Source organism: Streptomyces xanthophaeus (assembly GCF_000725805.1).
Taxonomy (GTDB): Bacteria; Actinomycetota; Actinomycetes; order Streptomycetales; family Streptomycetaceae; genus Streptomyces; species Streptomyces xanthophaeus.
Window position 1 is genome coordinate 240,082 of the sequence record NZ_JOFT01000011.1, and the last position, 23,574, is coordinate 263,655.

Sequence of the window (23,574 nt, forward strand, 5' to 3'; positions counted from 1 at the left end):
AGGAACCTATCGTGCCTATATCGAGAATACTGTCTTCTCATGGAGAACAGCAGCAGCACCGACGCCCGGATTCACCCCTTCCGCATCGAGGTCCCGCAGGCCGAGCTCGACGACCTGCGGGAGCGGCTGGCACGGACCCGCTGGGGCAGCGAGATCCCCGGTACCGGCTGGAGCCGGGGCGTGCCCTCCGCCTACCTCCGGGAACTGGCCGCGTACTGGGGCGGCGGTTTCGACTGGCGCAAGGCGGAGGCGGAGCTCAACGAGTTCCCCCAGTTCACCACCGAGATCGACGGCCAGAACATCCACTTCCTCCACGTCCGTTCGCAGAACCCGGCGGCCGTCCCGTTGCTCCTGCTGCACGACTGGCCCTGCTCGTTCGTGCAGTTCGCCGAGGTGATCCGGCCGCTGGCGGAGGACTTCCACGTCATCGTGACCTCGACGCCCGGTACCGGCTTCTCCGGCCCGCTCGGCGAGGCCGGCTGGAACACCGGCCGCATCGCGGGCGCGTTCGTCGAACTGATGGACCGGCTCGGCTACGGCTCCTACGGTGTCCAGGGCACCGGCGGTGGTGCTTGGATCGCCGCCGAGATGGGGCGCCAGGCGCCCGAGCGGGTCATCGGCATCCACGTCAACGGCCTGGTCACCTTCCCCTCCGGGGCCCCCGGGGAACTCGACGGCCTGACGGCGTCCGAGCAGGAGCGGCTGGCCCGCCTGGAGAACTTCCAGCAGGAGGAGATGGGCTTCAACGCCCTCCAGTCCACCCGCCCTCAGACGCTCGCCTACGGTCTGCACGATTCGCCGGTCGGGCAACTCGCCTGGATCGCGGAGAAGTTCAAGGCGTGGACCGATCCCGCGGCCGAGCTGCCCGAGGATGCCGTGGGCCTCGACCGCCTGCTGACCAACATCAGCGTCTACTGGTTCAGCGGCACGGCCGGCTCCTCGGCGAACCTCTACTACGAGTCGGGCCACGACCCGAGCGCCTGGGCCCCGAAGCCGCGCGGCACCGTCCCGACCGGTGTGGCCGTCGCCCTGCACACCGACATCACCATCCGCCGCTTCGCGGAGCGGGACCACCACGTCACCCACTGGACCGAGCTGGAGCGCGGCGGGAACTTCCTCTCGCTGGAGCAGCCGGAGGCGTTCGTCACCGACGTCCGCGCCTTCTTCCGCTCGCTCGGCGCCTGACACCTCACGCCGGACGCCAAGCGCCCCCGTGCCGATGATCCCTGACGCGGGGTCAGGGTCGGGTCAGGGTCGAGGTGGGGTGATCCCCGTCGAAACGGGCGGATCCGGGCGGACAGACTCGTCCGGAATCGATCACCGCACGTTCTGAGTGGAGCCCCTCCATGCGCCGTTCCTCGGCCCTGCCCCTGACCGCCCTCCTGGCGTTCGCCCTCGCCGCCCCCGCACAGGCCGCCGCCTCCGGCCCCGCCACGGACCTCGACCGCGGCGCCCTGCGCGAAGCGATCGCCGTGCGCCCGGACGGCGGCGCCGCCGGTGTCGTGGCCGAGGTGCACAAGAACGGGCAGTCGTGGCACGGCACTTCGGGGGACGTCGTCACCGGCAGGCAGATCAGCCCCGGCGCTCACTTCCGTATCGGCAGCATCAGCAAGCCCATAGAGGCGGTGGTCCTGCTCCAACTGGCCGCCGAGGGCCGCATCGACCTGGACCGGAGCGTCCAGCACTACCTGCCCGGGCTGCTGCCGGAGAGCCGGTTCGCGGAGCCGATCGGCGTACGGCAGCTGCTCAACCACACCAGCGGCCTGCCCCAGGACTTCGAGGGCGCCCCGGACACCTCTCCCGACGAGGTGATCGACGGCCGCTTCGACTACCTCTCCTTCGACGAGGTGATCGAGCAGACCCTCCGCCCCGAGGGCCGCCCGGCGCCCGGCCCCCGCTTCCGCCCGGGCAGTCGGCAGGAGTACAACTCCTTCGGCTACCGGGTCGCCGGGAAGCTCATCGAGGAGGTCACCGGTCACCGCTTCCAGGACGAGGTGACCGCTCGTGTCCTGAAGCCGCTGAAGATGCGGGAGACCCGGGCCACCCCGCCGGGACGCAGCACGCCCGTGCCCCGGCCCTACCTGCCCGGCTATCTGCCGAGGAGCAGCGGCGCACTGGTCGACGTCAACGTGCAGGGCGGGCTGCCCGCGAGCATGACCTCCACCACCGGAGATCTGGACCGCTTCATCTCGGGCCTGTTCGACGGCCGGCTGCTGCCCCCGGCCCAGACCGCGGAACTGTTCGCCGTACCGAAGGCCGCCGACGGCGGGCCGCTGCCGTACGCCAACGGCTCGAACTGCAACACCGGCCCGGCCAAGGGCACGGCCTGCTACAGCGCCGGCCTGATGTCCGTACCGATGCCGGACGGCTCGCTCCTGTGGGGCAAGACGGGCTCCGATCCGGGCTACCGCAGCGGCGTCTTCGCCTCCCGGGACCTCAACCGGCGCGCGGTCTACGCCATGGGCACGTCCTCGTCCCGCGACGAGTCCGCAGCCCTGGCCCAACGCCTGTCCCTCGCCGCCTTCGGCCACTGACGGCTCCCGCCGAGGTCCGCCGACGGCCCGGCCCCTGCTCCGTCCCCCCGTCGGAGTGCGTGCCGACGCCCGGATCGCACGCGCGCGCGGAGCAGAGCCTGGCAGGCGGCGGACTTCTCGTCGCCGAGGCCGAAGTACCGCTCGGCGGAGGACAGCCGGTCCGGTGTCGAAGCGGCCCGCGCCGCCGGGCCGGGCGCCCTCGTCTTGCACGACATGCAGCAGCTGCCGGGGCTGCTCGTGCGGTGAGCGCCGCCGCGGCTGCGGAACGTGGGGTTCAGAGGCCCGTGACCTTGGAGCTGCCCGACAGTTCGTAGACCAGGGTGACCGTGCGGTGGCCGCTGGGTGGGAGGGCGACCCCCCAGCGGGCGATGCCCTCGGCGTCCACCTCGTCGGGCACCGGGGAGCAGGCCTCCTTGCGCAGGCGCACCTCCACCGCCGAGACCTCGGAGACCGGAATCCGCTCCCGAAGGGCGATCACCCGGTCGCCCCGGTCCCCAGGGCCGCTGAACCGGGACAGGTGCAGGCGGACCGTACGGGTGACGACGGTGCGCTGGGTGATTCCGGTGGAATCGCGCGACTCCTCGGTCTGCCGGACCACCCGGTGGTCGTCACAGCTGCCGAAGGCGAGCTCGACGGCCGCGCCGGGGGCGGCGAAGCCGAGCGTGCCACGACCGCTGAACCCGCTGTCGCGGACCAGGTCCACGGGCCCGGCGAGCAGTGCGTGCCCGGCCAGGTTGTCGAACCTCACCACCCGGGTGACCAGGGGGGACAGCTCCGGTGAGCAGGCGTACTCGCTGCGCGCGGCCGTGGTGAAGGCGGACAGCGGCACGCGGTGCGCGCGGCCGTCGCCGGGCACGGAGACCTGCGCCGGGGCCCGCAACACCCGTGCCTCGCCGCCGTCGTCCACCCCCGGCAGGCCGAGCACCGCGGCCGGGCCGAGGCTGCCGATCTCCTCCTCGCGCAGCTCGACGTCGACGGTACGGCGCTCCGCCGCGGTGCGGTCCGTGAGCGTCAGCCGGTCCTCGCTGAGCCGCGGCGGATCGGTGGCGAGCGCGGAGCGGGCCGTCGACAGCGTCAGCCGCACGTCCGTCCAGTCCTCGCCGGTGCGCTGCCACACCATCGCGTCGGTCTCCAGCGTCAGGGTGTCCCCGTCGAGCACGGCCCGGTAGGCGGGCCGCCACAGCGCACACGGGGTGAGGTGGCTCAGGCGCAGCCCGACCGGCCCGGCGACCTGGCTCTCCACGGTGAGCTCGATGTGAGCGGCGAGCTCGGCGGGTTCGCTCTCGGACGCGTACACCGCCCGCTCCGCCGCCTCCAGCTCCTCACCGAGAGCAGCCAACCGGCTCTCCACGGTGCGCAGTTGCTCCGCGTACTCCTCACGTTCGGCGTCCACGCGGTCGAGTTCGCGTGCCCAGCGGGGTCCGTCGGTCTCTCCGGATCCGGTCCCTTCCCCGATCTCCCGCAGCAGGTCGGCGGCGAGACGGCCGAGCAGGTCGAGGCGGGCGCGCAGCCGGTCGCACCGCTGCTCCAGGGCCAGTTGCTCTTCTTCGAGGGCGTGGATGCGGTGGCTCAGGGCGGAGTCGCCGGCGGAGGGGAGCGGTCCGCGCGGGGTCCAGCTGCGGACGATCCGTACGTCGAGCACGGTCGCCGGATGGCCGGTGGTCAGCTCTGCGTGGAGGGTCCGGTCGACGGCCAGCGCGCTGACCGGCCCGAGACGCAGCCGCTGGACCCCCGTCTCCAGGTCGAGGACGACGGCGCGCTCGACGTGGGCGCGGTCCTCCAGGCAGGTGACGGCGGTGACGGGGAGGGCGATCGGCTTCGGGGCCGTGGTCATGGTGCGTCAGCTCCTGCGGTTGCCGCCGGTGAGGGCCTTGCCGGCCGGGATGCGGATCTCGTAGCCGCCTTCGAGCACGGCGGTGCCGCCTGCGGGCAGATCCACCCGCCAGACGCGGGTGCCGGGGGCGTGGCGATCGGGCCCCACGCCGTCCTCGGGCGCCGTCCAGTCGGCCCGTTCCTCGATCCGGACGTCCGGATCGGAGGTGACGGGTACGCGCTCGCGGACCTCGACGGTGACGGGCCGCGGGAGCTGGCCGGCCAGCTGTACGTGGACGCGGTGGTCCAGGACGGTGATGTTGTTGCGCAGGCCCGCGGTGGACTCGTGCAGGTTCACGCGCCGGGTGACCCGGATTCCCTCGGCCTGTCCGAGCCCGACCCGGCAGACACCGCCGGGGGCGAGCGTGGGCAGTGCGGCGGTCAGCAGGAAGTCGTCGTCGACGGTGACCTCCACCGGGCCGGCCAGGAGGGCCTGGTCGGTGGCGTTGGAGAGCACCAACGTCGCGTACGCGGCCTGCTCCACGGACGGCGTGCAGAGGTACTCGGTGTGCAGACCGACCGGGATCTCCCCCACGGTGACGGTGTGCCAGGTGCCGTCGGACGGGATGTCGGCGCGGGCCGCGGCATCGAAGCGGTGGTCGAAGGAACCGGCCGACTCACGGGGCCGCACCGCGTGACCGGGCAGCGGCAGCCCGGCCACCGATTCGGCGCGGCGGCGCTGTTCGGCCGCCACCGCGTCGACCGGAGCGCCCGGGAACAGTCGGCCCCTGCGGCCGCCCTGGTCGTCGGGGCCGGACAGGACGAGGGCTGCGTAGTCGAGCTCGGCGCCGCTCGGCTGCGGCGGACCCGCCACCGGTGCGGGCTGCGGCGCCACAGGCGGGGCTCCGCCGGGGGCCACGGGTGCCATCGGAGCTTGGGGCTGGGCCTGCGCAGGGGCCGCGAAGGACCTGCCGCCGGCACCCGGCCTGCCCATACGGGCCCGGGCCGACTGCGCGAAGGCGGGCATCGCGCCGCCGAAGGGATCCGGGGCGCCCCCGAAGACCTCCGGGGCGCCTCCGGCGCTGCCCGGCGGGCGGAGGGCGGGGGGCGGCCCGCCGTAGGCCTGCGGTGCCGGCGGTGGCGGTGGCGGTGGCGGTGGCGGTGGCGGTGGCGGTGGCGCAACGGGCCCGGACACGGCCACGGCCACGGCAGCCCCGGGTCCGGCGTTCGCAGCGGGGCGGGGGCCGGCCGCGTCGTACCCGGCGAACAGGTCGGTGAGCCCTGCCGGGGGCTCGCGCCAGCCGGACGGCGCGGGGGCGGCCTGCCGCCGTCCGATCCGGACGGAGCGGAGCTTCGGCAGCTCGGTGCCGCGTCGCAGGTCGGCCGTGGCCAGGGCGACGGACACACCGGTCCAGTCCTCGCCGGTGCGCTGGGCGACCGAGGCTCGCAGCACCAGTCGGCCGTCGGCTTCGCCCTGACGGTGGGTGAGGCGGTACGTCGGCACCCAGACGGCGCCCGGCACCGCGTACTCCAGCTCCAGCTCCAGTTCCAGCTCCAGCTCGACGTCCGCCCCGGCGACTGGGTCGGCATCGATGATCAGGACGGCCGAGACGGTGGTGTCCACGTGCGCTGACGGTGCGTCGCTGGAGGCGCGGGCGAGCCGGTCCGCGGCGATGTCGAGCTCGTGGTCGGCACGGCGCAGCGCCTCCTCCGCCGCGACGAGGCGGGCGTGCAGTCCCGTCAGCCGCTCGTCCACGAAGTCGGCGAGCTCCAGCCAAGCCTCGGCCGCGGTGCGGCGGTACGGGTCCTCGCGCCTGCGGTTCGGCGGAACCGGGCGCAGCCCTGCCACCTCCCCGATCAGGCCCCGCAGGCGGTCCCGGGTGCCCTGCGCGGCCGCGCGTTCCTCGCGCAGCCGGGTGACCTCGCGGTGGAACGGGCCGGGGTCGGAAGTACCGAGGGGCTCGGCCTCGACCTCAACCCGTGCCTCGCTGACGCGTACCCCGGGCGCGCCCAGGACGCGGGCGCGCAGCGTGCCCGGGTCCATGGAGCGGGGCAGTCCCGTCACCCGTACCCTGCCGCCCGGCGGCAGGATGCCCCGGGCCAGACGGCGGCACAGGGCGCCCCGTTCGTACACCACCACAGAATCGAGGGTCGACCCCCACCTCTGCGCTGTCTCGTCTCTCATGTGCTCCGCCCCCGTTCGTGCTGAGCGAAGCCTACGCCCGACGGCACCTGCCTGGCTCGCCGGTTCCCTCAGCCGGGCAGGCGGCGCAGCGCCTCCCTGCGGGTGAGGGGGGCGACGCGGGGGCCGTGCCGGTCCAGCCACTGCGTGACGAGGTGCGGATCGCGGATGGAGGCCTCGCGCAGCGCCCAGCCCAGCGCCTTGCGCAGGAAGAACTCCCGCTCGTCGACGAGGGCGTCGGCGTAGCGCAGGAGCCGGGCGGAGTCGGGGTGGTCCGCGCGGATCCCGGGCAGCAGCGCGAGGAGGGCCGCGCGGCGGAGCCAGAAGTCGGGATCCCCGATCCACCGGTCCAGCACGGCGCCCGCGCCCGGATCGCGCCGGGCGACGGCGCCTGCGCAGTGGACGGCCAGCGGATCCACCAGGGCCCAGGTGCGGCACTCCCGCAGCAGTGGCTCGACGCCGCGCTGGAGGTCCGCGGCGTCCAAGGCCCCCGCGTACTGCACCAGGAGCTCAACTGCCGCCCAGCGGTACTCGTAGACGGGTTCCGCCCGCGACGACGACCACAGGTCCTGGGCGAGGGTGAGAACCTCCGGGCCGGGCCGGGGGCCCAGCTTCCGGCGGGTCGCGGTGACGCAGCAGCGCAGGTCCGGCACCCGGACCCCGAGGTGGGTCAGGTCGCTGTGCAGGTACGCGCGCTGCTGTTCGGCCTTCAGGGGGTCTGCCAGCGCCCGCAGCGCGGCGCGGAGTTCTTCGACCGGAGGGCCGGGTGCGGTGCCGTCCGCTGCCATGCGTCCTCGCCCTCCTCCTCGTACGCGTACTCGTACTCGTACTCGTACTCGTGCGCTCTCCGCGCGCGTGCCAGCCTACGGGCGCTCCGCGTGCGTCGGGCACGCCCCGCAGAGGGTGCCGCTTACGCCGCCTGCAGGGCCAGGGTCGGCGACAGCCCGGCCGCCCGTACGGCCGGGTACAGGCCGGCGACCGTGCCGATGGCCAGGGTCGCGGCGAAGCCGCCGGTCACCGACCAGAGCGGAACCACCCACGGCACGCCGCCCGAAGCCGCGTACACCCAAGTGGCCGCGGCCCCCAGCGCGATGCCCGCGAGTCCGCCGAGCGCGGACAGCAGGAGCGACTCCGTCACGAACTGGATCCGCACCTGCCCCTTGGTCGCGCCCAGCGAGCGCCGCAGTCCGATCTCATGGCGTCGCTCCAGCACCGAGATGATCATCGTGTTGGCCACGCCGACCCCGCCCACCAGGAGCGCGATGCCGCCCAGTCCCAGCAGCAGGGTGCTGAAGGCGCCCTCCGTCGCCGCCTTCGCCTGGAGCGCCGCCGACGGGTCGGTCACCTGGACCGTTCCGGGGCTGCTCGGATGGGCCGTCCGCGGGATCAGGCCCCTCACTTCCTGCACCGCGGCGTCCGCCGAGCGTTCGTAGACCGCGGTCGGGTGGCCGTCGAACCCGAGCAGCCGCTGGGCCGCGTCCCAGCTCAGCAGTGCGGACCGTTCGATCTCCGGAGCCAGGGGGACCGGGGCCAGGATGCCCACGACGGTGAAGTACGCGCCGCCGATGAAGACCTGCTGCCCGGGTCCGGTGATGCCCAGGCGCTGCGCGGCCACGTCCCCGAGGACGACGGAGGGGTAGCGGCCGGTGGCCTCGTTGAGCCAGCTGCCGCTCTTCATCCGTGCCCGCAGGGTGCCCAGGAGCTCGCCCTGGACGGCCTTCGGGACGATGCCGCCGCTCTCCTCGGCGGGGATCTTCTCGCTGCGGCGCACCGTCTCCGGGACGTCGCCGACCGTGCCCACCTGTTCGACCCCTTCGATGCGGCCGATCATGCCGGGCGCGTCCTTCGGCAGCTTGGTGTCCTGGCCGGAGAACATCGCCTCGCCGGGTTTGACGACGAGCATGTTCGTGCCCAGCCTGTCGAGTTCGCGCAGCAGTTGGGCCTTGCTGGAGGCGGAGACGCCGACGACGGCGATCATCGTGGCGATGCCGATGGCGATCCCCAGGGCCGACAGGAACACCCGCACGGGGCGCGATCGCAGGCCTGCCGAGCCGACGTGGACGACGTCGCGCGGGGACAGCCGGGCCGGCACGAGGGCCGGGGAGCGGCGGGCCATCACGCCACCTCCGCCGGGTCGCCGTGTCCGGCCGTACGGAGCTCAGGGCGGGGCTCAGGGCGGGGCTCAGGACCGGGTCGGGCGCGTCTGACGTCCGCCACGACCTCTCCGTCGCGGATCCGTACCTGGCGCGGCAGCCGCGCCGCGATCTCCTGGTCGTGGGTGATCACGGCGATGGTGGCCCCGTCGCGGTTCAGGTCGTGCAGCAGTTCCATCACGGCCTCCCCTGAGGCCGTGTCGAGCGCCCCGGTCGGTTCGTCGGCCAGCAGCAGGTCCGGCTCCCCGACCACGGCACGGGCGATGGCCACGCGCTGCTTCTGGCCGCCGGACAGCTGGTGGGGCCGGTGTCCGGTGCGGTCGCCCAGCCCGACCCGCTCCAGCGCGGCCGCGGCCCGCCGCCGGCGCTCGGCCCGCGGGAGCCCGGAGTAGAGCAGCCCCTCGGCGACGTTGTCCCGGGCGCTGATCCCCGGGACCAGGTGGAAGGACTGGAAGACGAAGCCGATGTGGCGCGAGCGCAGCGCCGACAGTGCCCGGTCGGACAGCCGCGACACGTCGTGCCCGGCGATGGCCACCGTCCCCGCGGTGGGCCGGTCCAGGGTGCCGACGATGTGCAGCAGGGTGGACTTCCCGGAGCCGGACGGGCCCACGATGCCCAGCAGTTCGCCCCGGGCGACGGCGAGGTCCACCCCGCGCAGGGCGGCGACCCCGCCCGGGTACTCCTTGGTGACGCCGGCCAGTTCGACGACGTTGACGGTGTTCATGTCTTCGGCACCCCGACCTTCATGCCTTCCTTGAGCGCATCGCCCTTCACCTCGACCCGGCCGCGGCCGAACATCCCGAGCTCCACGCGCACCTCACGCACCGCGCCGTCCTCCACGACCTGGACCCCGAATCCACCGCCCGAGAGCGCGAGCAGTGCGTTGACGGGTACGGAGAGCACGCCGGAGCGGGTCTCGCCGGTCAGCCCGACCGTCACCGGCGTCTGGTCGGGCGCCTTGACCGAGCCCGGGTCGTCGAAGGTGACGATCACTTCGACCTTGGGCTTGTCGCCACCGCCGGGTCCTTCCTTCTCGTCCTGGCCGGCCCCGCCCACTGAGTCCACCTTCCCGGCGGCCGTCGAGCCGTCCGGCAGGTTCACGCTGACGGCGTCCCCGGTCGCGGCGGCGCCGGCCTTGGCCGGGTCGAGCTTCATCCGCACCACCCGGTCCGTGCCGGTCAGCGTCAGGACCGCTTTGCCCGGCCCCGCTTCGTCGCCGACGGTGGTGTCCGCCGCCTGCACCCGTTGCGGGCCGGAGGCGAAGGCGATGTCCTCCTTGGCGACCTCCCCCGTCTCCTTCGTCTTCAGGGACTTCTGCCACCGTTTGACGGCGGCGCCGGTCCCCTCCGTGAACGTGCCGTCCTGCGGGTCGAGCCCGGAACCGTGTCCGAGCGCCTTGAGGTTGCTCTTGAGCTGCTTGACGTCCTCGCCCTTGTCGCCCGCCTTCAGCGGCCGGTACATGGGGGTCGACCCGTACATCAGGTGGACCGGGCGCCCGTTCAGCTCGTACAGCTTCCCGTTCCGCTCCACGGCCGAGCCCGCGGCGGGGACCCAGGTCACCGTGCCGGGACCGGCGGCGTTCAGCTTGCGTTCCGTGGCGTAGCCGAGGGTGCCGTCGACCTGGGTCCCGGTGCTGAGGTCGCCGCGCGTGACGGGGGCCGTGTCCGGGGGCAGCGCCGTCCCCTGTTCGCGGGCGTCGCCCTTGCCGGTGTGCGGCTCGGCGGTGACCGCGTAGGTGGCGCCGACGGCCACCGCGACGGCGACCGGGGCCGCCATCAACCACTTCTTCCGTGTCACGGGTTCACCCCTTGGAGCAGGCGTTGGCGGCGTCCATGAACGCCTTCTGGTCCACGCCCTCCGGGACCCCGAGGCCCGTCATCCGGTCGCCCTCGAAGGTCGGGTCGGGCACGTTGAAGCCCTTGCCGCGCAGGCACTGGGCCTGCTTCAGCGCCTTGTCCTTCATCTCCTGGGTGATTCCCTGGCTGCCGGCTCCGCCCCCTCCCCCGCACGCGTCCATGGCCTTCTTCATCTTGTCCGGGTCCACGTCCTTGCCGACGGTCATGCCGCGGGCGTCCTCGCCCGGCTTGGGGTCGGGTATGTCGACGCCCTCCTTGCGCAGGCACTGGCGCAGCTTGATGGCGTCGTCCATCTCCTTGCCGCTGTCCTGGCCGCTTCCGCCGCTTCCGCCCGCTGCGCCGCCCGTCGGGTCCTGCCCGCCGCCGCCGGACTGCTGGTTGCCGCACGCCGTGACGGCGAGGACGAGGCCGGTGAGCAGGGCGGCCGTGGTCATCGTGAGAGATCGATTCATGGCCCCGACCCTGCGGCAGGAGCGGCTTTCGCTTCCCTCACGCAGCGGCCTTATGTAAACGAAATGCCCACTTCCGGTAGAGAGGACCCCATGCGGATACTGGTGGTGGAGGACGAGGACTTCCTCCGGGAGATGATCGCGGAGGGGCTGCGCCGGGACGCGCTCGCCGTGGACGAGGCGGGCGACGGGCTCGACGCGCTGCGCCGGCTGCACCTGGCCGAGTACGACGTCCTGGTGCTGGACCGGGACCTGCCCGGCCTGCACGGCGACGAGGTGTGCCGGCAGGTCGTACGCGATCGCCACCTGACGCGGATCCTGATGCTGACGGCCTCCGGCACGGTGCGCGCCCGGGTCGAGGGGCTCGGCCTGGGCGCGGACGACTACCTGACCAAGCCCTTCGCCTACGACGAGCTGCTGGCCCGGGTCCTCGCCCTCGGCCGGCGCGCCCGGCCGGCCCTGCCGCCGGTACTGGAGTGCGGCGGCCTCGCCCTCGACACCGCCGGGCGCAGCGCGAGCCGGGACGGGCGCCGGCTGGCGCTGGCGCGCAAGGAGTTCGCCGTCCTGGAGGCGCTGATGCGCGCCGAGGGTGCAGTGGTGGGCAACGACGACCTGATCGAGCAGGTGTGGGAGGAGAACACCAGCTACGGCACCAATGCCGTCCGGGTCACCCTCAGCAAGCTCCGCGCCAAGCTGGGTGAGCCGGCGCTGATCGAGACGGTCCCGGGCGCGGGCTACCGGATCCAGCCGTGACCGCGGCCCACCGGCCGGGCGGGCGGCGGCGGGTGCTGTCGCAGGTGCGTCCCCTGCGGCTGCTGCGCAGCGAGCGGGCCCGGCTGACCACGCTGTACGGGTCGCTGCTCGTCCTCGCCGGCGGCGGTCTCGTCGCGCTGGTCTACGTACTGGTGGGCGGGGGCCTGCTCGCCAGTGTCAGCACCGCCGTCATGACCGCGGGCCCGGGCACGCTCTCGAAGGCGGTCACACCCGGTGCGAATCCGGGCGCCGGGGTGCGCCCGCCACCGACCCCGGCGCAGACACTGCCCCCGGACCAGAGGCCCGACTTCGTCGGCCCGGCCCCCGACCCCGCAGCGATCCAGAAGATCTCCGACGCCGCCACCGACGCCATGCTCGGGCGGCTGCTGTGGGTGTCCCTGATCGCGCTGGCCGTCTTCGCCGTGCTGTCGGTCTGGCTGGCGTGGTGGATGGCCGGACGCGTACTGCGCCCGGTCGGTGTGATCACCGAAACCGCGCGGCGGCTGTCCGGCGAGAACCTGCACGAGAGGATCGCCCTGCAGGGCCCTCCCGGCGAACTCAAGGGCCTCGCGGACACGTTCGACGGGATGCTCGACCGCATGCAGGACCTGGTGGCGGCCCAGCGCCGGTTCGCGGCGAACGCGGCGCACGAGCTGCGCACCCCTCTGGCCGTCCAGCGGGCCGCGGCCGAGATCGGTCTGGCGGGGCACCCTCCGCCCGAGCGCGTGGCCAGGATCCGGGAGAAGCTCATCGACAACGCGGACGCCGCGGGGCACCTGGTGGAATCGCTGCTGCTGCTCGCGGCCTCCGAGGAGCCCCTGGAAACCACCGCGCCGGTCGAACTCGCCGAGCTGGCGGCCGCCGAACTGGCCTGCTGCGACCAGGAGGAGGTGGCCGTGGTCGTGGAGCACGCCCTCGTACCCGTCACCGTCCGGGGCGACCGCGTCCTCCTCGGCCACCTGGTGCGCAACCTGCTCGTCAATGCCGTCCGGCACAACCACGAGGGCGGGCGGCTGACCCTGGCCACCGCCGCCGACGGCCGGCTGACGGTCACCAACACCGGCCCGGTGATCGACCCGGCCGACGTCCCACGGCTCCTGGAACCCTTCCGACGGCGGGCGGAGCGGCGCCACGCCCCGGGCGAGGGTGCCGGGTTGGGGCTCTCCATCGTCGCCTCGATCGCCCGTACGCACGGCGCCGAGCTGGCCGTCGAGGCGAATCCGGCGCCGGTCGGCGGGCTGACGATCACCGTCCGCCTCCCGGCCCACCGGCCGCCCGAGGGAGCCGCGGTGCACGGGGAACGGGAGGTCAGTGCGGCCGGGGCTCCGGTCTGATGCAGAGGAAACACCCTTCCCAGTGCGGGAGCGCGCTGAGGATCCGGTGTCGTGCGCAGGAGGCTGTCGCGCGGTCTCCGGGGCCGGGGAAGCCTCCGGTGGGGCGGGCGTCCCCGGCCGGCTCGAAGTGCTCGACCATCTCCGCGAAGCGGCGCAGGTATTCCTGGGCGAACGGAGGGTCGTAGCCCAGCTCGCTCCAGCGGTGCCGGCTCGCCGCGAGTGCGGTGGCGCGCAGCACGAACTCCTTGGCCCGGGCACGTTCCCGTGGGGTGGCGCCCCAGTCGATGTCCGTCAGGTCGAAGCCGACGGTCCCCCGCCCCATCGCGTTCTGGTCCTGCAGGGTCAGCAGGGCTGCGAAGCGGTGGTCCCACACGTCCTCGGCGAGGTCCGAGACGGCCAGCATGAGCGTCTCGACGAACGCTTCCGTGCCCCCGTTGGACAGGTACAACCGCTGCTCGCCGACGCCGAATGTGTTCCCCACCGGTCCACGGTACGACGTCCCGGGCCGCGGCCGTGCGGGGCGGGGCGGCACGGCGGTCCGGACGCCTCCGGCGTGGCGCTTCCCCGGCCGCCCGTCCACCACCACTAGCCTCGTCGCATGGCAGACACGTTCGATCACGCCCCCCAGGTCTGGACCGCGGGGCGCCTGCGCTCCGCCCTCGCCGACCTCCCTGACGACACCCCGATCCACATCGGCGTCGCCGACGGTCCGGGAGACTTCGAGGGGTACGGCGAGTTCGTGCTCGTCGACGCCGAACCCGTGGAGATCGACGCCCACAGCGACGGCGGCGACCCGCCGCAGATCCAGTTCACCCTGTTCGCCGACGCCAAGGCCGGTGTGTACTACCCCGACCTGGACTGAACGCCGGGCACGTCACCACGCGGTCGCCCCTGCGGCCGGGCCCGTCCTCAAGCACCCGTTGCCACGGCCCCGTCCCGCACGGCAGGGGGCGGCGCCGTGCACTGCTCGTCGTCCTGCCTCCCCGCTCCGTTCGCCTCGCCCCTTCGGCCTCGACACGCCGGACGGGCCGGTCCAGGCGGCCCTGGTCCTGTGCTCCATGGCTGCGGCGCCTGGTTGCCATGAGCATCGAGGGTTCCCGGACGACCGCGGGCACGACCGGCGTGGGGCTCGTCGGCGGCGCGGGGGTATGGGGTGCGTTCCTCCGGCCCGCCGTGATCCGGAACTTCGTCGCCGGGTCCGCATGCCCCTCACCGGCCGTCTGTTCGTCCCGGCTGTGCGCCGGCAGCGGCGCCGTCACCTGCGCGCTCGTCCCGTGGAACTCCTGCGGCGCCTTCATGGGAGCCGTGCCGGGCGTGCCCACCCCGGCCTACGGCCCGATCGCGGTCTTCGACTACGCCGGCCCGGGCCGGGGGCGGACAAGGGCCCGCCACCGGTCAGTGGCCAGCAGCCCCGCCACCCAGCGGCGTAGACGAAGGAACCGCCAACGAGGTCGGGCTCGGCCTCCTCGAGGGCACCAGGGCCTTCCTGGAGACACTCGCCCCGCGCGCGCTGGCGGACTACCTGATCGGCGGACTGTCGACCGCCGACCTGCCGGAAGACTTCCGCTCGGACTACGTGGCACTGGCGCAGGAGGGGACGGGGGCGCGGGAGTACCTGATGCCCCCGCTGCCCAACACCCTCTACACCCGTGACACCACCTGCTGGCTCTACGGCGGCGTCACGCTGAACCCGCTGTACTGGCCGGCCCGGCACGACGAGACGCTCCTGATGAAGGCGGTCTACACCTTCCACCCCGACTTCAAGGACGCCACCGTGTGGTGGGGCGACCCCGAACAGGACTGGGGCCAGGCCACGTTCGAAGGGGGCGACATCATGCCGGTCGGCAACGGCGTCGTCCTGATGGGCATGAGCGAGCGCACGTCCCGGCAGGCCATCACCCAGGTCGCCGCCTCCCTGTTCAAGAAGGGAGCCGCCCAGCAGGTCATCGTCGCCGGCATGCCCAAGCTGCGTGCCGCCATGCACCTGGACACCGTCTTCACCTTCGCCGACCGCGACGTCGTCACCCTCTACCCCAGGATCATGGACGCGGTGCACACCTTCTCCCTGCGCCCCAGCGACAAGCCGGTCGGCGTCGAGATCACGGATGAGGGGACGAGCCCGTTCGTCGACGTCGTGGCCAAGGGCCTCGGCCTGCCCCGGCTGCAGGTCATCGAAACCGGCGGCGACGTGTACGCCTCCGAGCGCCAGCAGTGGGACAGCGGCAACAACGCCGTAGCCCTGGAGCCCGGCGTGGTCTTCACCTACGACCGCAACACCCAGACGAACACGCTGCTGCGCAAGGCAGGTGTCGAGGTCATCACCATCGTCGGTGCCGAACTCGGCCGCGGACGCGGCGGCGGACACTGCATGACGTGCCCGCTCATCCGGGACGCCGTGGACTTCTGACGGCGGGCGCCTATGCTGCGGTGATGATCTTGCCGATTGAGCTCGTGATATTCGACTGCGACGGGGTGCTGGTCGACAGTGAGCGGATCGCCGCCCGTGTCCAGGTCGCCCTCGGCGCGGAGTTGGGATGGCCGCTCACCGAGGTCGAAGTCGTCGAGCGGTTCATCGGGCGTTCGCACGCCGCGATCCGCGGGCTGGTCGCCGACCGGCTGGGCGAGGAGACGGCCGCGACGTGGTCGGACCGGTTCGAGCAGCTCCACCGCGAGGCCGTGGACACCGCCCTGGCCCCCGTCGAAGGGCTGCCCGAGGCGCTCGACGCGATCACCCTGCCCACCTGTGTCGCCTCCAGCGGCTCCCACGACAAGATGCGCCACACCCTGGGCCGTACCGGCCTCTACGAACGCTTCGCCGGCCGCATCTACAGTGCGTCCGAAGTCGCCCACGGCAAGCCCGCGCCGGACCTGTTCCTGCACGCCGCCCGGCGGATGGGCGTCGCCCCCGCCGCCTGTGCGGTGGTCGAGGACAGCGGGCCCGGTGTGCGGGCCGCGCGGGCCGCGGGCATGCGCGCGTTCGGCTACGCGGGCGGTCTCACCCCGGCGGAGCGGCTCGAAGGCCCCGGCACGACCGTCTTCCACGACATGCGCGAACTCCCCGCCCTGCTCGCCGGACGGTGACCGCCGTACGGTCGTGAGCGCGCCGTCAGAGATGGGCTAGCACGTTGACGACCTGCCCGTTGGGGTCGCGGACCATGAAGCGCCGCACGCCCCACTCCTCGTCCTGCAGGGGATGGACGATCTGCGCGCCCTGCGCCCGCATCGCCTCGTAGGCCGCATCGACGTCATCCACTTCGATGCTCATGTCGGGGTTGACCGGTGCGGTCCTGTCGGCGGTCATGAAACTGATCTGCGCCCCGGGGGCGGACGGGGAGGCGAGCGTCATGATCCAACCGAGGTCCATGACCTCCTCGAACCCCAGCAGGCCGTAGAACTCCCGGCTCTCCTGCGCTGCCTCGGACCGGACGTTGGGCACGACACGGTGTACGGGCATCGGCTGCTCCTTGGTGCGGGGACGGCGGACTGCGCTCGCCACGCATCCTGCCAGGAATCCCCTCCCGTGCCGCTCTAGCCGATGCCCGCCACGGCCTGCTGCGCCGCACGGTGCAGTGCCTCGTCCCGCAGGATGTCCCCGCCGTAGCGGCGGTGCGAGGACGCGACCGCGTGCAGGGCGGGCAGGGCCACTGCCGCGGGGCGGCCGATCGCGCCCAGTACGCCTACGGTCCGCAGGGCCAGCGGGGTGAACTCGTGACGGGCCAGCGGCGCCAGCTCCGGCAGCAGGGCCTCGACGGCCGGTGCCGGGTCACCGGTGATCCGCCACCAGGCCTCGGCGGCGCCGACCCGGCTCCACTCCCCCGGGCAGGTCAGCAGCGGCCGGACCGCGTCGGCGTACGGCGCTGCCAGCGGACCCAGGTCGGCGAGGTAGCGCAGCACCGGGCGTCCGAGGCCCGCCCGCGCGGCCGCGCCGCACTCCCTGAGCGCCGGCTCCGGGTCGCCGGTGAGGCGCCAGTGCGCCCAGGCGGCGGTCTGCGCCACCCGTCGGCGGGGCCCCGGCCGACGGGTGTCGCCCGTGGCGAGCCCTGCGAGCACCCCCGCCGGCGATCCGGCGGCGCCTGCGGTCTCCGCCAGGGCCGCCGGGCCGATCCGGCCCAGCGCCTCGGCCGCAGGGCGCGCGGACGGCGTGGTCAGCAGCGCGGCCAGTTCGGGGGCCACCGGAGCGGCGGCCGGGCCCCACGCGGCGAGGATGCGCAGGACCTCGGTCCCTGCGCCGCCTTCGGCACCGGCGGCGAGCAGACTGCGGAAGACCGGCAGGAGTTCGGGCGCCCACCGCCCGGGCAGCTCGTCGACCAGCAGGTAGGAGTGCCCGAAACGGTCGGCGTACCAGGCCGCTGCCCTGTCGTCGCCCATCCCTGCCAGGGCCCGCACCGCGGTGGCGGTGCTGTGCGAGTGGCGGGTGTCCCCGTACCGCTCGACGAAGCGGACGAGCCGGTCCGCGTACGGGGCCGCGGCGGCCCCGCCCCGGGCGAAGACATCGAGGGATGCGGAAGCCACCCCGGACTCGTCGTCCAGGCCTGCGGCGACGGTCTCCCACACCTCGGGCGCGGGGTCGCGCCAGTACCGCAGCCGTGCCCCCGCTGCCACGACGGCCGCCTCGCGGAGGTCCGTACGCGCGTGGTCCGCCAGGGCGGCCACCAGGTCCGCGGCCTCGTCCGGGTGCGGTGCCAGGAGCTGCGCGATGCGCTCGACCCGTCGGTAGCGGCCACCGGGCCAGTACGGTACGTCCGGCAGCGGGCCGTTCCCGATGACGCCGAGCGCACGGGCCGTCGCCCGGCCCGCCCCCGTCGTGTCCGCCCCGGTGTCCGGGGCTCCGGCGGACAGCACGCCCCGCGCGGCCGCCAGCTGTACGTGGCAGTGCTCGTGTTCCAGCCACGGCCGGAACCATGCCGCCGCCTCCGCCGGATCTGCGGTGCAGGACGGCAGGTTCGACAGCGTGCCCACCGCGAGCAGTTGGGAGACGAGGGCCGTCGGGTCGTCCTCCGCGGCGGCCTGCTGACGCAGCGCGTCGAGTGCGGCCGGGTCCTCGCAGCGGACCTCGCGCAGGACGAAGGCGGCCCCGGACCGCACGCCCGCCGCCGGATGTGTGATCAGGGGCACCACATGGCGTCCTGCGTTGGCGAACACCGTGAAGCCCATGTAGTGCACGCCGGCGGAACTCCGGGTGGCGTGGAAGCCGCGCCGGGCCAGGAAGTCGAGCGCCCGGACGAGCCGGCGCTCGTCGAGCGCCGGGAGCAGCTCGAAGAGGTGTGACGCCGCGTGCGCGAAGAGCGGGTCGTCGGTCCGCCAGCCCAGCTTCTTCTCCAACCGCAGCCACGCGTGGCGGCGTTGCCCGAAGGTCACCAGGCCGCGCAGCAGCTCCGGTATCTCCTCCCGGCCCGCCGGCACCCCTTCCAGTACGTGCCAGGGCACCCCGGCCCCCCGTTCGTCCATGCGGGGGAGCCTAGATCATCGCCGTCCCCGGGCCTACGGCCGCGCGCGGAGCTCGGCGGGCGGCCGGGGTCGCCGCCGTTCAGCGGGTCAGGTGCCGGCGATCCACACCTCGGGCCCGCCGCCTTCCCACCTGATCGGCCCGTCCTCCGAGAGGTCGACGTCCTCCAGGCCTGCGCTGCGCAGCAACTCGCTCACGTCGCCGGGCGTGAAGGCCCGGCCCAGGTCGGCGTCCACGCCCAGTGCGTGCACCGTGACCTTCCGGCCGCCCCGGGGCGACACCGGATGAATGACGATCTCCGTACGGTCCGACATGCCCCCAGCGTGCAGGCGACCCGCCCGCACGGCATCCCGGGATCCCTGACCGGGGGAACGCCGCCGGCCGTCCCGCTGCCCTTGGCGGGTAAGATCCGGGAGTTTGCAGCGGGACGCGAGTACACCGCGAACGCAGGGTGCGGGACTGTCACAGGGGGCCACATGACGCAGCAAGGCATCGTCACGACGCAGCACATGGACGGACCGGCCGCAGTACAGGCCGAGGGCGCGTTCCGGCTGATCTACGCCGAAGCGTTCGCGGAGCCTCCGTACGACGAGACCGCGGACGACGTCGCAGCCGCCTTCCGCCGCTTCCCCGGACAGACCCGCAACCCCGGCTTTCACGCTGTCCTGGCGCGTACTGGGCAGGGCGAGCCGGTCGGCATGGCGTACGGGCATCCGCTCCGGCCCGACACCGTGTGGTGGGACGAACTGACCGAGCCCGTGCCCGCCGACCTGCGGCGCGAGGACGGGCGCCGCACCTTCGGGCTGATGGAACTCGCCGTGCGCGGACCGTGGCGCGGGCAGGGTGTCGCGCGGCGTCTGCACGAGACGCTGCTCGACGGCATCGGCACCGAGCGGGTGCTGCTGAACGTCCACCCGGCGAGCGAGGCGGCGTCGGCTGCCTACCGGGCGTGGGGATACCGCAAGGTCGGCGAGGCCCGGCCGTGGGGCGAGGGGGCGGACCACCATGACGTGATGCTGCTCGACCTGCGCCGCGAGCAGCCCGGAGCCTGCCGCTGAAGGACCGGGTCAGGGGCCGTGGAGCTCCGTCTCCCATGGTTCGAACGGCGGCTCCACCTGGTACCCGGGGTCGCAGCGCCTACGGACCCACTGGGCGGCCCGGTACTGGGCGTCGCCGCCGTTGAGCGTGTGTCCGTGCTCGTCGACTTCGAGGACGTTGGCGAAGACCGCGAACACCATCTCCAGGTCCGAGCCGAATTCGAGGAGGTGGGCGCGGTAGTCGATGCCGTCGAGGAGTTCGTCGTCCAGGGTGCCGTTGCCCAGGAAGAACGCGAAGAACCGGAGAGCGGCACGTACATCGGTCGCTAGGTGTGTCATGTGATCACCCTGCCAGCCGCCGGGACGCCGCCGCAGCCCGGCCCCGGGTCACTGCTGCCTGCGCTGCGCGGGAACGCCGGTGAGGGTCATCGACTGCTCTGCACGGGTGGCAAGGTCCTTGGCCGAGACGGTCACGACCCCGTTGGCGTCGATGTCGATCGCCACCTCGATCGTCATCTTCTTGCCGCGCCCGGCGAGTTCCAGGACCCCCAGCTGGTCGTTCTCCGCCGCTTTCGTGCTCTCGCCCTGGCAGACCGGGATCCGGACGGCCGTGGCACCCTCGGTGCCGGTCACGGAGAACTGCTCCGAGCGCTTCGTCGGGATGGTGGTGTTGCGCTCGATGAGCCGGGCCATCTCTCCCCCGGTGAGCGCGATCCCCAAGGAGAACGGGGTCACGTCCAGGAGCAGGAGGTCCTTGATGTGCCCGCTGAGCACTCCGGCCTGGAGCGCGGCACCGTTCGCCACGGTCGCCTCCGACTGCCCGAGGGTGATGGGGGCATGAGCGCCGACCAGCGCCCGGACCAGGCCGGACACGGCGGGCATCCGCGTCGCCCCGCCGACCAGCACCACCCGGGTCACCTCAGCCCTCTGGATCCCCGCGTACGCGAAGACGCTGCGCAGGGGGCCCGTGCAGCGGTCCAGCAGGTCGGCCGTCAGCTGCTCGAACATGCTCCGGGTCAGCGTCTGCTCCAGGTGCAGCGGCCCGTCCCCGGACACGGCCACGTACGGGACCTCGATCTCGGTCGCGGTCGCCGAGGACAGCTCGATCTTGGCCCGTTCGGCGGCCTCGCTCAGCCGCCGCATCGCCACCGGGTCCGAGGTCAGGTCCAACCCGTGCGCTTCCTCGAAGCGGGTGGCCAGCCACACGGCCACCCGCCTGTCCCAGTCGTCGCCGCCGAGCCGGTTGTCTCCGCAGGTGGCCTTCGTCTCGACCACGGTGTCGCCGATCTCCATCAGCGAGACGTCGAAGGTTCCGCCGCCGAAGTGGACGAGGAGCACCACCTGGTCCTCCCAGTCGGCTCCGCAGGCCAGCGCGGCGGCCGTCGGTTCGTTGATGATCCGCTGGACGTGGAGGCCCGCGAGCTCCCCCGCTTGCAGGGTGGCCCGGCGCTCGGCCTCCGAGAAGTACGCCGGTACGGTGATCACCGCGCCGCTGACCTCCTCGCCCAGGTGGGCCTCGGCGTCCCGCTTGAGTTTGCGCAGGATCAGCGCGCTGATCTGTGTGGCGTCGTAGGTCCGGCCGTCGACCGCGAGCCTCCAGCCGGTGCCCATGTGCCGTTTGACGGAGGAGACGGTGCGGCCGACGTTGGTGACGGCCTGCCTGCGGGCCGGCTCCCCCACGAGCGTGCGTCCGTCCTCGGTGAACGCGACCACGGACGGAGTGCTGGAGCTGCCCTCGGCGTTGGGGATCACGACGAACCGCTCACCGTCCAGGGCGGACACCACCGAGCTGCTGGTTCCCAGGTCGATCCCCACCATGCGCGCCACTGGTTCTCCCGCCGTCGAACGCGATGCCGCTCGTGCAGGAAAGCGTAGGCACGGCGCTGCGGCACGCGCAGGCCGTTGTCCCGATCCGTCCCTCCGCCTCCGCCCTCCGCCCTCCGCCCTCCGCACGCGCGTGGGGGTGTCAGTGGGCGCCTCTAGCGTTGGCGCATGATCTGGACCGCCACTCAGGACGCCCTCCCGCCCGTGCCGCCCGTGCCGCGGCTCGACGCCGCCCCCGCGGGGCTCACCGAGACCGTCGAGCTGACGGCTGCTCATCTCGACCGTCACGTGCACACCGTGACGGTCTTCGAGCGCGCGCTGGACGGGCTCGTCCGGCAGGCCCACCGCGACCGTCACGCGCTCGCTGCGGCCTTGTCCTCGGCGCTGGGGCACCGCTACGCCGAGGAGGAGACCGAGGCGGACCGGCTCTCCGCGCTGGACGTCGTCGTGGCCACGCTGCTGTGGCGGGTTGCGGGGTACAGCCTCGAACCCTCGTACCTGCGCCGGCGGCGCGGGCACGAGGAGTGCGCGCAGGGCGGGCTGGAGCTGGTGGCGGCGGCTCGGGTGCGTGAGATCGGGTACGCGCTGCGGTCCGGCCGGCCTCTGCCGTTCCTGCTCGCCACGCCGACCTGGGAGACGGGAGCGCTGGAGGCGGCGGAGCTGGTCGAGCGGCTCTCGGAGTACCGGCGGTCGGGCGTCCGCCCCGGACCCGCCGACTTCGGGCAGGCGCTGCTGCGCGTACGGCGCCACGGTCCGGACGCCGCGGCCGCGGCCGGGGCCGCGGCCCGGCTCGGGACCGCCGAGGGCGACCGGCTCGCCGCCTGGCTAGGGCCGGACGGTGAACCGGGCGCGGCGCTCCGCCGGGTGGTGGTGCCCGATCCGCTGGCGCACCGGGCCTGGTCGCGGACGGGCACCGCGGTGGCGCAGGTCGCGTTCGTGAGCGGTGAACGACCGCTCCTGCGGCGGGAGTTCCCTGAGGCTTTCCACTGGCTGGGCCGCGCCCACGAGGGATTCACCCAGTGCTACCACTGGCACGAGGGGCACGCCGTACGCGCTTCGGTGCTGCCCGAGGACCGGGACACCCAGGCCGCCTGGCTGCTGCCGAGCGTGACGCTGGCCGCTACGGCCGGCGACCACGGCAGCGCCTGGATGCTGCCGCACCTGGCCCGGCTGGGCGGGCCTGCGGGGCCCGGTCTGCATGCGGCCGTGGCGGCGGGGCTGGGCGCCCGGTACCCGGGGAGCCGGAGCCCGGCGGTGGAGGCCCTGCTGGTGCTGGCCGGCCGGGGCGAGCTGGACGCCGGGCTGCTGGGCGGTGAGCTGGCCTCGATGGTGCGCCTGGGCACGGTCAAGTCCAACCGGCTCGCGGAGGCGGCCCGTTCGGCTGCGGCTGCGGGCGCCCACGCCACGGTCTGGGCCGTCCTCGCCGAGGTGCTGCCGGCCCTCCTGCCCTCGGTACGGGGTGCGGGCGAGGTGCTGGCCGTTGCCGCCGAGTGCGTGGAGCGCTGCGGGGCCACGGGCCCGGTCCCGGCCGGGGTGGCGGCCGCCGCGGCCCGGCCCGGTTCCTCGCGGCTGGCCACCGGGGCCCGCCGTCTGAACTCCGCACTCACCGGCCCCTGACGGGCGAGCCGCGGCCGCCTAGACCTCGGGAAGGGAGGGGTCGGGGGTCCAGGGATTCGGCGCGGTGATGGACCAGCGTTCGTGGTCGCGCCAGGCCCCCCTGATGTAGAGGTAGGCGGGCGACAGGCCTTCGTAGCGGAAGCCCAGGCGCTGGACCAGGGCCAAGGAGGCCTTGTTCGCGGGCTGGATGTTGGCCTCCAGCCGGTGGAGCCGCAGATCGTCGAAGGCGTGGTGCAGGGCGGCGGTGATTCCTTCGGTCATATAACCCCGCCCCGCGGACGGGGCGAAGGCCGCGTAGCCGAGGGACGCGCCCTGGTAGCGGCCCCGGATGATCGAGTTGATGTTGACCGTACCGGCAGTTGCACCGGTCTCCCGGACGCGGATCAGATAGCCCCGGTTGAGGCCGTCGCCGAAACGGCGCATCCAGTCCTGGAAGTCCTCGGCGGTCGCGGGCAACTGCATCCACGGCCCGTGGAGCTCGGCACTGGCCCTCACGAGGGAGCAGAATTCGTCCTGGTCGGCGAGGGTGAGCGGGCACAGTTCGACCCGTGACGGCGTAGTGGAGGACATGGGCCCA

The 23,574-nt window shown here is 73.6% G+C and carries 21 protein-coding genes and 2 pseudogenes; 9 read left to right on the forward strand and 14 right to left on the reverse strand.

The window, feature by feature from the left end; translation table 11 throughout:
* The first annotated feature begins 39 nt into the window (after window positions 1-39).
* Both IO30_RS0104645 and IO30_RS0104650 read left to right on the forward strand, forming a co-directional pair.
* Window positions 40-1,185, forward strand: a complete 1,146-nt coding sequence (locus IO30_RS0104645) for an epoxide hydrolase family protein (RefSeq protein ID WP_031139519.1) — start codon at window positions 40-42, stop codon at window positions 1,183-1,185.
* Window positions 1,186-1,346: 161 nt separating this feature from the next.
* On the forward strand, window positions 1,347-2,534 hold the full coding sequence (locus IO30_RS0104650) for a serine hydrolase domain-containing protein (RefSeq protein ID WP_051901870.1): 1,188 nt from the start codon (window positions 1,347-1,349) through the stop codon (window positions 2,532-2,534).
* A gap of 274 nt (window positions 2,535-2,808) precedes the next feature.
* Here the strand turns inward: IO30_RS0104650 and IO30_RS0104655 are convergent, their stop codons facing one another.
* The 7 genes from IO30_RS0104655 to IO30_RS0104685 form a co-directional block, all read right to left on the reverse strand.
* Entirely contained in the window at window positions 2,809-4,368 is a 1,560-nt protein-coding gene (locus tag IO30_RS0104655; RefSeq protein ID WP_031139523.1) for a mucoidy inhibitor MuiA family protein, read from the reverse strand.
* Window positions 4,369-4,374: 6 nt separating this feature from the next.
* The gene (locus IO30_RS0104660) at window positions 4,375-6,531 is read right to left on the reverse strand and encodes a DUF4139 domain-containing protein (protein WP_051901872.1); all 2,157 of its coding nucleotides are present in this window, start codon (window positions 6,529-6,531) and stop codon (window positions 4,375-4,377) included.
* A 68-nt stretch (window positions 6,532-6,599) separates the two neighbouring features.
* On the reverse strand, window positions 6,600-7,316 hold the full coding sequence (locus tag IO30_RS0104665; protein ID WP_031139527.1) for a DNA alkylation repair protein: 717 nt from the start codon (window positions 7,314-7,316) through the stop codon (window positions 6,600-6,602).
* A gap of 122 nt (window positions 7,317-7,438) precedes the next feature.
* Window positions 7,439-8,644: an ABC transporter permease gene (locus tag IO30_RS0104670; RefSeq protein ID WP_031139529.1), complete on the reverse strand. Its 1,206-nt coding sequence runs from the start codon at window positions 8,642-8,644 to the stop codon at window positions 7,439-7,441.
* Complete coding sequence (locus IO30_RS0104675) at window positions 8,644-9,405, reverse strand: ABC transporter ATP-binding protein (RefSeq protein ID WP_051901874.1); 762 nt, start codon at window positions 9,403-9,405, stop codon at window positions 8,644-8,646. Before IO30_RS0104675 ends, IO30_RS0104670 begins: the two co-directional genes overlap by 1 nt.
* A complete protein-coding gene (locus tag IO30_RS0104680; RefSeq protein WP_031139533.1) occupies window positions 9,402-10,457 on the reverse strand; it encodes a peptidoglycan-binding protein in 1,056 nt (351 codons plus the stop codon). Before IO30_RS0104680 ends, IO30_RS0104675 begins: the two co-directional genes overlap by 4 nt.
* Before the next feature lie 25 nt (window positions 10,458-10,482).
* On the reverse strand, window positions 10,483-10,989 hold the full coding sequence (locus IO30_RS0104685) for a hypothetical protein (RefSeq protein WP_157853085.1): 507 nt from the start codon (window positions 10,987-10,989) through the stop codon (window positions 10,483-10,485).
* Window positions 10,990-11,079: 90 nt separating this feature from the next.
* On the opposite strand from IO30_RS0104685, the gene IO30_RS0104690 reads away from it, so the two are divergent.
* Together IO30_RS0104690 and IO30_RS0104695 are read left to right on the forward strand one after the other, a co-directional pair.
* On the forward strand, window positions 11,080-11,739 hold the full coding sequence (locus tag IO30_RS0104690) for a response regulator transcription factor (protein ID WP_031139537.1): 660 nt from the start codon (window positions 11,080-11,082) through the stop codon (window positions 11,737-11,739).
* Entirely contained in the window at window positions 11,736-13,073 is a 1,338-nt protein-coding gene (locus IO30_RS0104695) for a sensor histidine kinase (protein WP_063768188.1), read from the forward strand. Before IO30_RS0104690 ends, IO30_RS0104695 begins: the two co-directional genes overlap by 4 nt.
* Here the strand turns inward: IO30_RS0104695 and IO30_RS0104700 are convergent.
* Complete coding sequence (locus IO30_RS0104700; protein ID WP_031139541.1) at window positions 13,048-13,554, reverse strand: hypothetical protein; 507 nt, start codon at window positions 13,552-13,554, stop codon at window positions 13,048-13,050. The two genes, IO30_RS0104695 and IO30_RS0104700, sit on opposite strands and share 26 nt — an antisense overlap.
* Before the next feature lie 117 nt (window positions 13,555-13,671).
* On the opposite strand from IO30_RS0104700, the gene IO30_RS0104705 reads away from it, so the two are divergent.
* The 3 genes and pseudogenes from IO30_RS0104705 to IO30_RS0104715 all read left to right on the forward strand — a co-directional run bounded on the left by IO30_RS0104705 (window position 13,672) and on the right by IO30_RS0104715 (window position 16,154).
* Complete coding sequence (locus IO30_RS0104705) at window positions 13,672-13,935, forward strand: DUF6225 family protein (protein WP_031139543.1); 264 nt, start codon at window positions 13,672-13,674, stop codon at window positions 13,933-13,935.
* A gap of 576 nt (window positions 13,936-14,511) precedes the next feature.
* Window positions 14,512-15,480: pseudogene (locus tag IO30_RS0104710) on the forward strand (arginine deiminase family protein); the annotation flags it as partial.
* Between the two features lie 23 nt (window positions 15,481-15,503).
* On the forward strand, window positions 15,504-16,154 hold the full coding sequence (locus IO30_RS0104715) for an HAD family hydrolase (protein WP_031139547.1): 651 nt from the start codon (window positions 15,504-15,506) through the stop codon (window positions 16,152-16,154).
* 25 nt (window positions 16,155-16,179) lie between these two features.
* Here the strand turns inward: IO30_RS0104715 and IO30_RS0104720 are convergent, their stop codons facing one another.
* The 3 genes from IO30_RS0104720 to IO30_RS0104730 form a co-directional block, all read right to left on the reverse strand.
* Window positions 16,180-16,527 carry a VOC family protein gene (locus IO30_RS0104720; RefSeq protein WP_031139549.1) on the reverse strand — a complete coding sequence of 116 codons (348 nt, stop codon included), beginning with the start codon at window positions 16,525-16,527 and terminating at the stop codon, window positions 16,180-16,182.
* A gap of 74 nt (window positions 16,528-16,601) precedes the next feature.
* Window positions 16,602-18,521 carry a hypothetical protein gene (locus tag IO30_RS0104725; protein ID WP_031139550.1) on the reverse strand — a complete coding sequence of 640 codons (1,920 nt, stop codon included), beginning with the start codon at window positions 18,519-18,521 and terminating at the stop codon, window positions 16,602-16,604.
* Between the two features lie 87 nt (window positions 18,522-18,608).
* Window positions 18,609-18,833, reverse strand: coding sequence for a hypothetical protein (locus IO30_RS0104730; RefSeq protein WP_031139553.1), 225 nt, complete (start codon window positions 18,831-18,833; stop codon window positions 18,609-18,611).
* Between the two features lie 162 nt (window positions 18,834-18,995).
* On the opposite strand from IO30_RS0104730, the gene IO30_RS0104735 reads away from it, so the two are divergent.
* On the forward strand, window positions 18,996-19,577 hold the full coding sequence (locus tag IO30_RS0104735) for a GNAT family N-acetyltransferase (RefSeq protein ID WP_031139554.1): 582 nt from the start codon (window positions 18,996-18,998) through the stop codon (window positions 19,575-19,577).
* Window positions 19,578-19,586: 9 nt separating this feature from the next.
* Here the strand turns inward: IO30_RS0104735 and IO30_RS0104740 are convergent, their stop codons facing one another.
* Window positions 19,587-19,895 carry a DUF7677 family protein gene (locus tag IO30_RS0104740; RefSeq protein WP_031139556.1) on the reverse strand — a complete coding sequence of 103 codons (309 nt, stop codon included), beginning with the start codon at window positions 19,893-19,895 and terminating at the stop codon, window positions 19,587-19,589.
* Window positions 19,896-19,970: 75 nt separating this feature from the next.
* A pseudogene (locus IO30_RS0104745) lies at window positions 19,971-21,383 on the reverse strand (Hsp70 family protein); the annotation flags it as partial.
* A 165-nt stretch (window positions 21,384-21,548) separates the two neighbouring features.
* On the opposite strand from IO30_RS0104745, the gene IO30_RS0104750 reads away from it, so the two are divergent.
* Window positions 21,549-22,997 carry a DUF7824 domain-containing protein gene (locus IO30_RS0104750; protein ID WP_051859338.1) on the forward strand — a complete coding sequence of 483 codons (1,449 nt, stop codon included), beginning with the start codon at window positions 21,549-21,551 and terminating at the stop codon, window positions 22,995-22,997.
* Between the two features lie 18 nt (window positions 22,998-23,015).
* Here IO30_RS0104750 and IO30_RS0104755 read toward each other — a convergent pair whose 3' ends face one another.
* A complete protein-coding gene (locus IO30_RS0104755; protein ID WP_031139563.1) occupies window positions 23,016-23,567 on the reverse strand; it encodes a GNAT family N-acetyltransferase in 552 nt (183 codons plus the stop codon).
* Window positions 23,568-23,574: the final 7 nt, after the last annotated feature.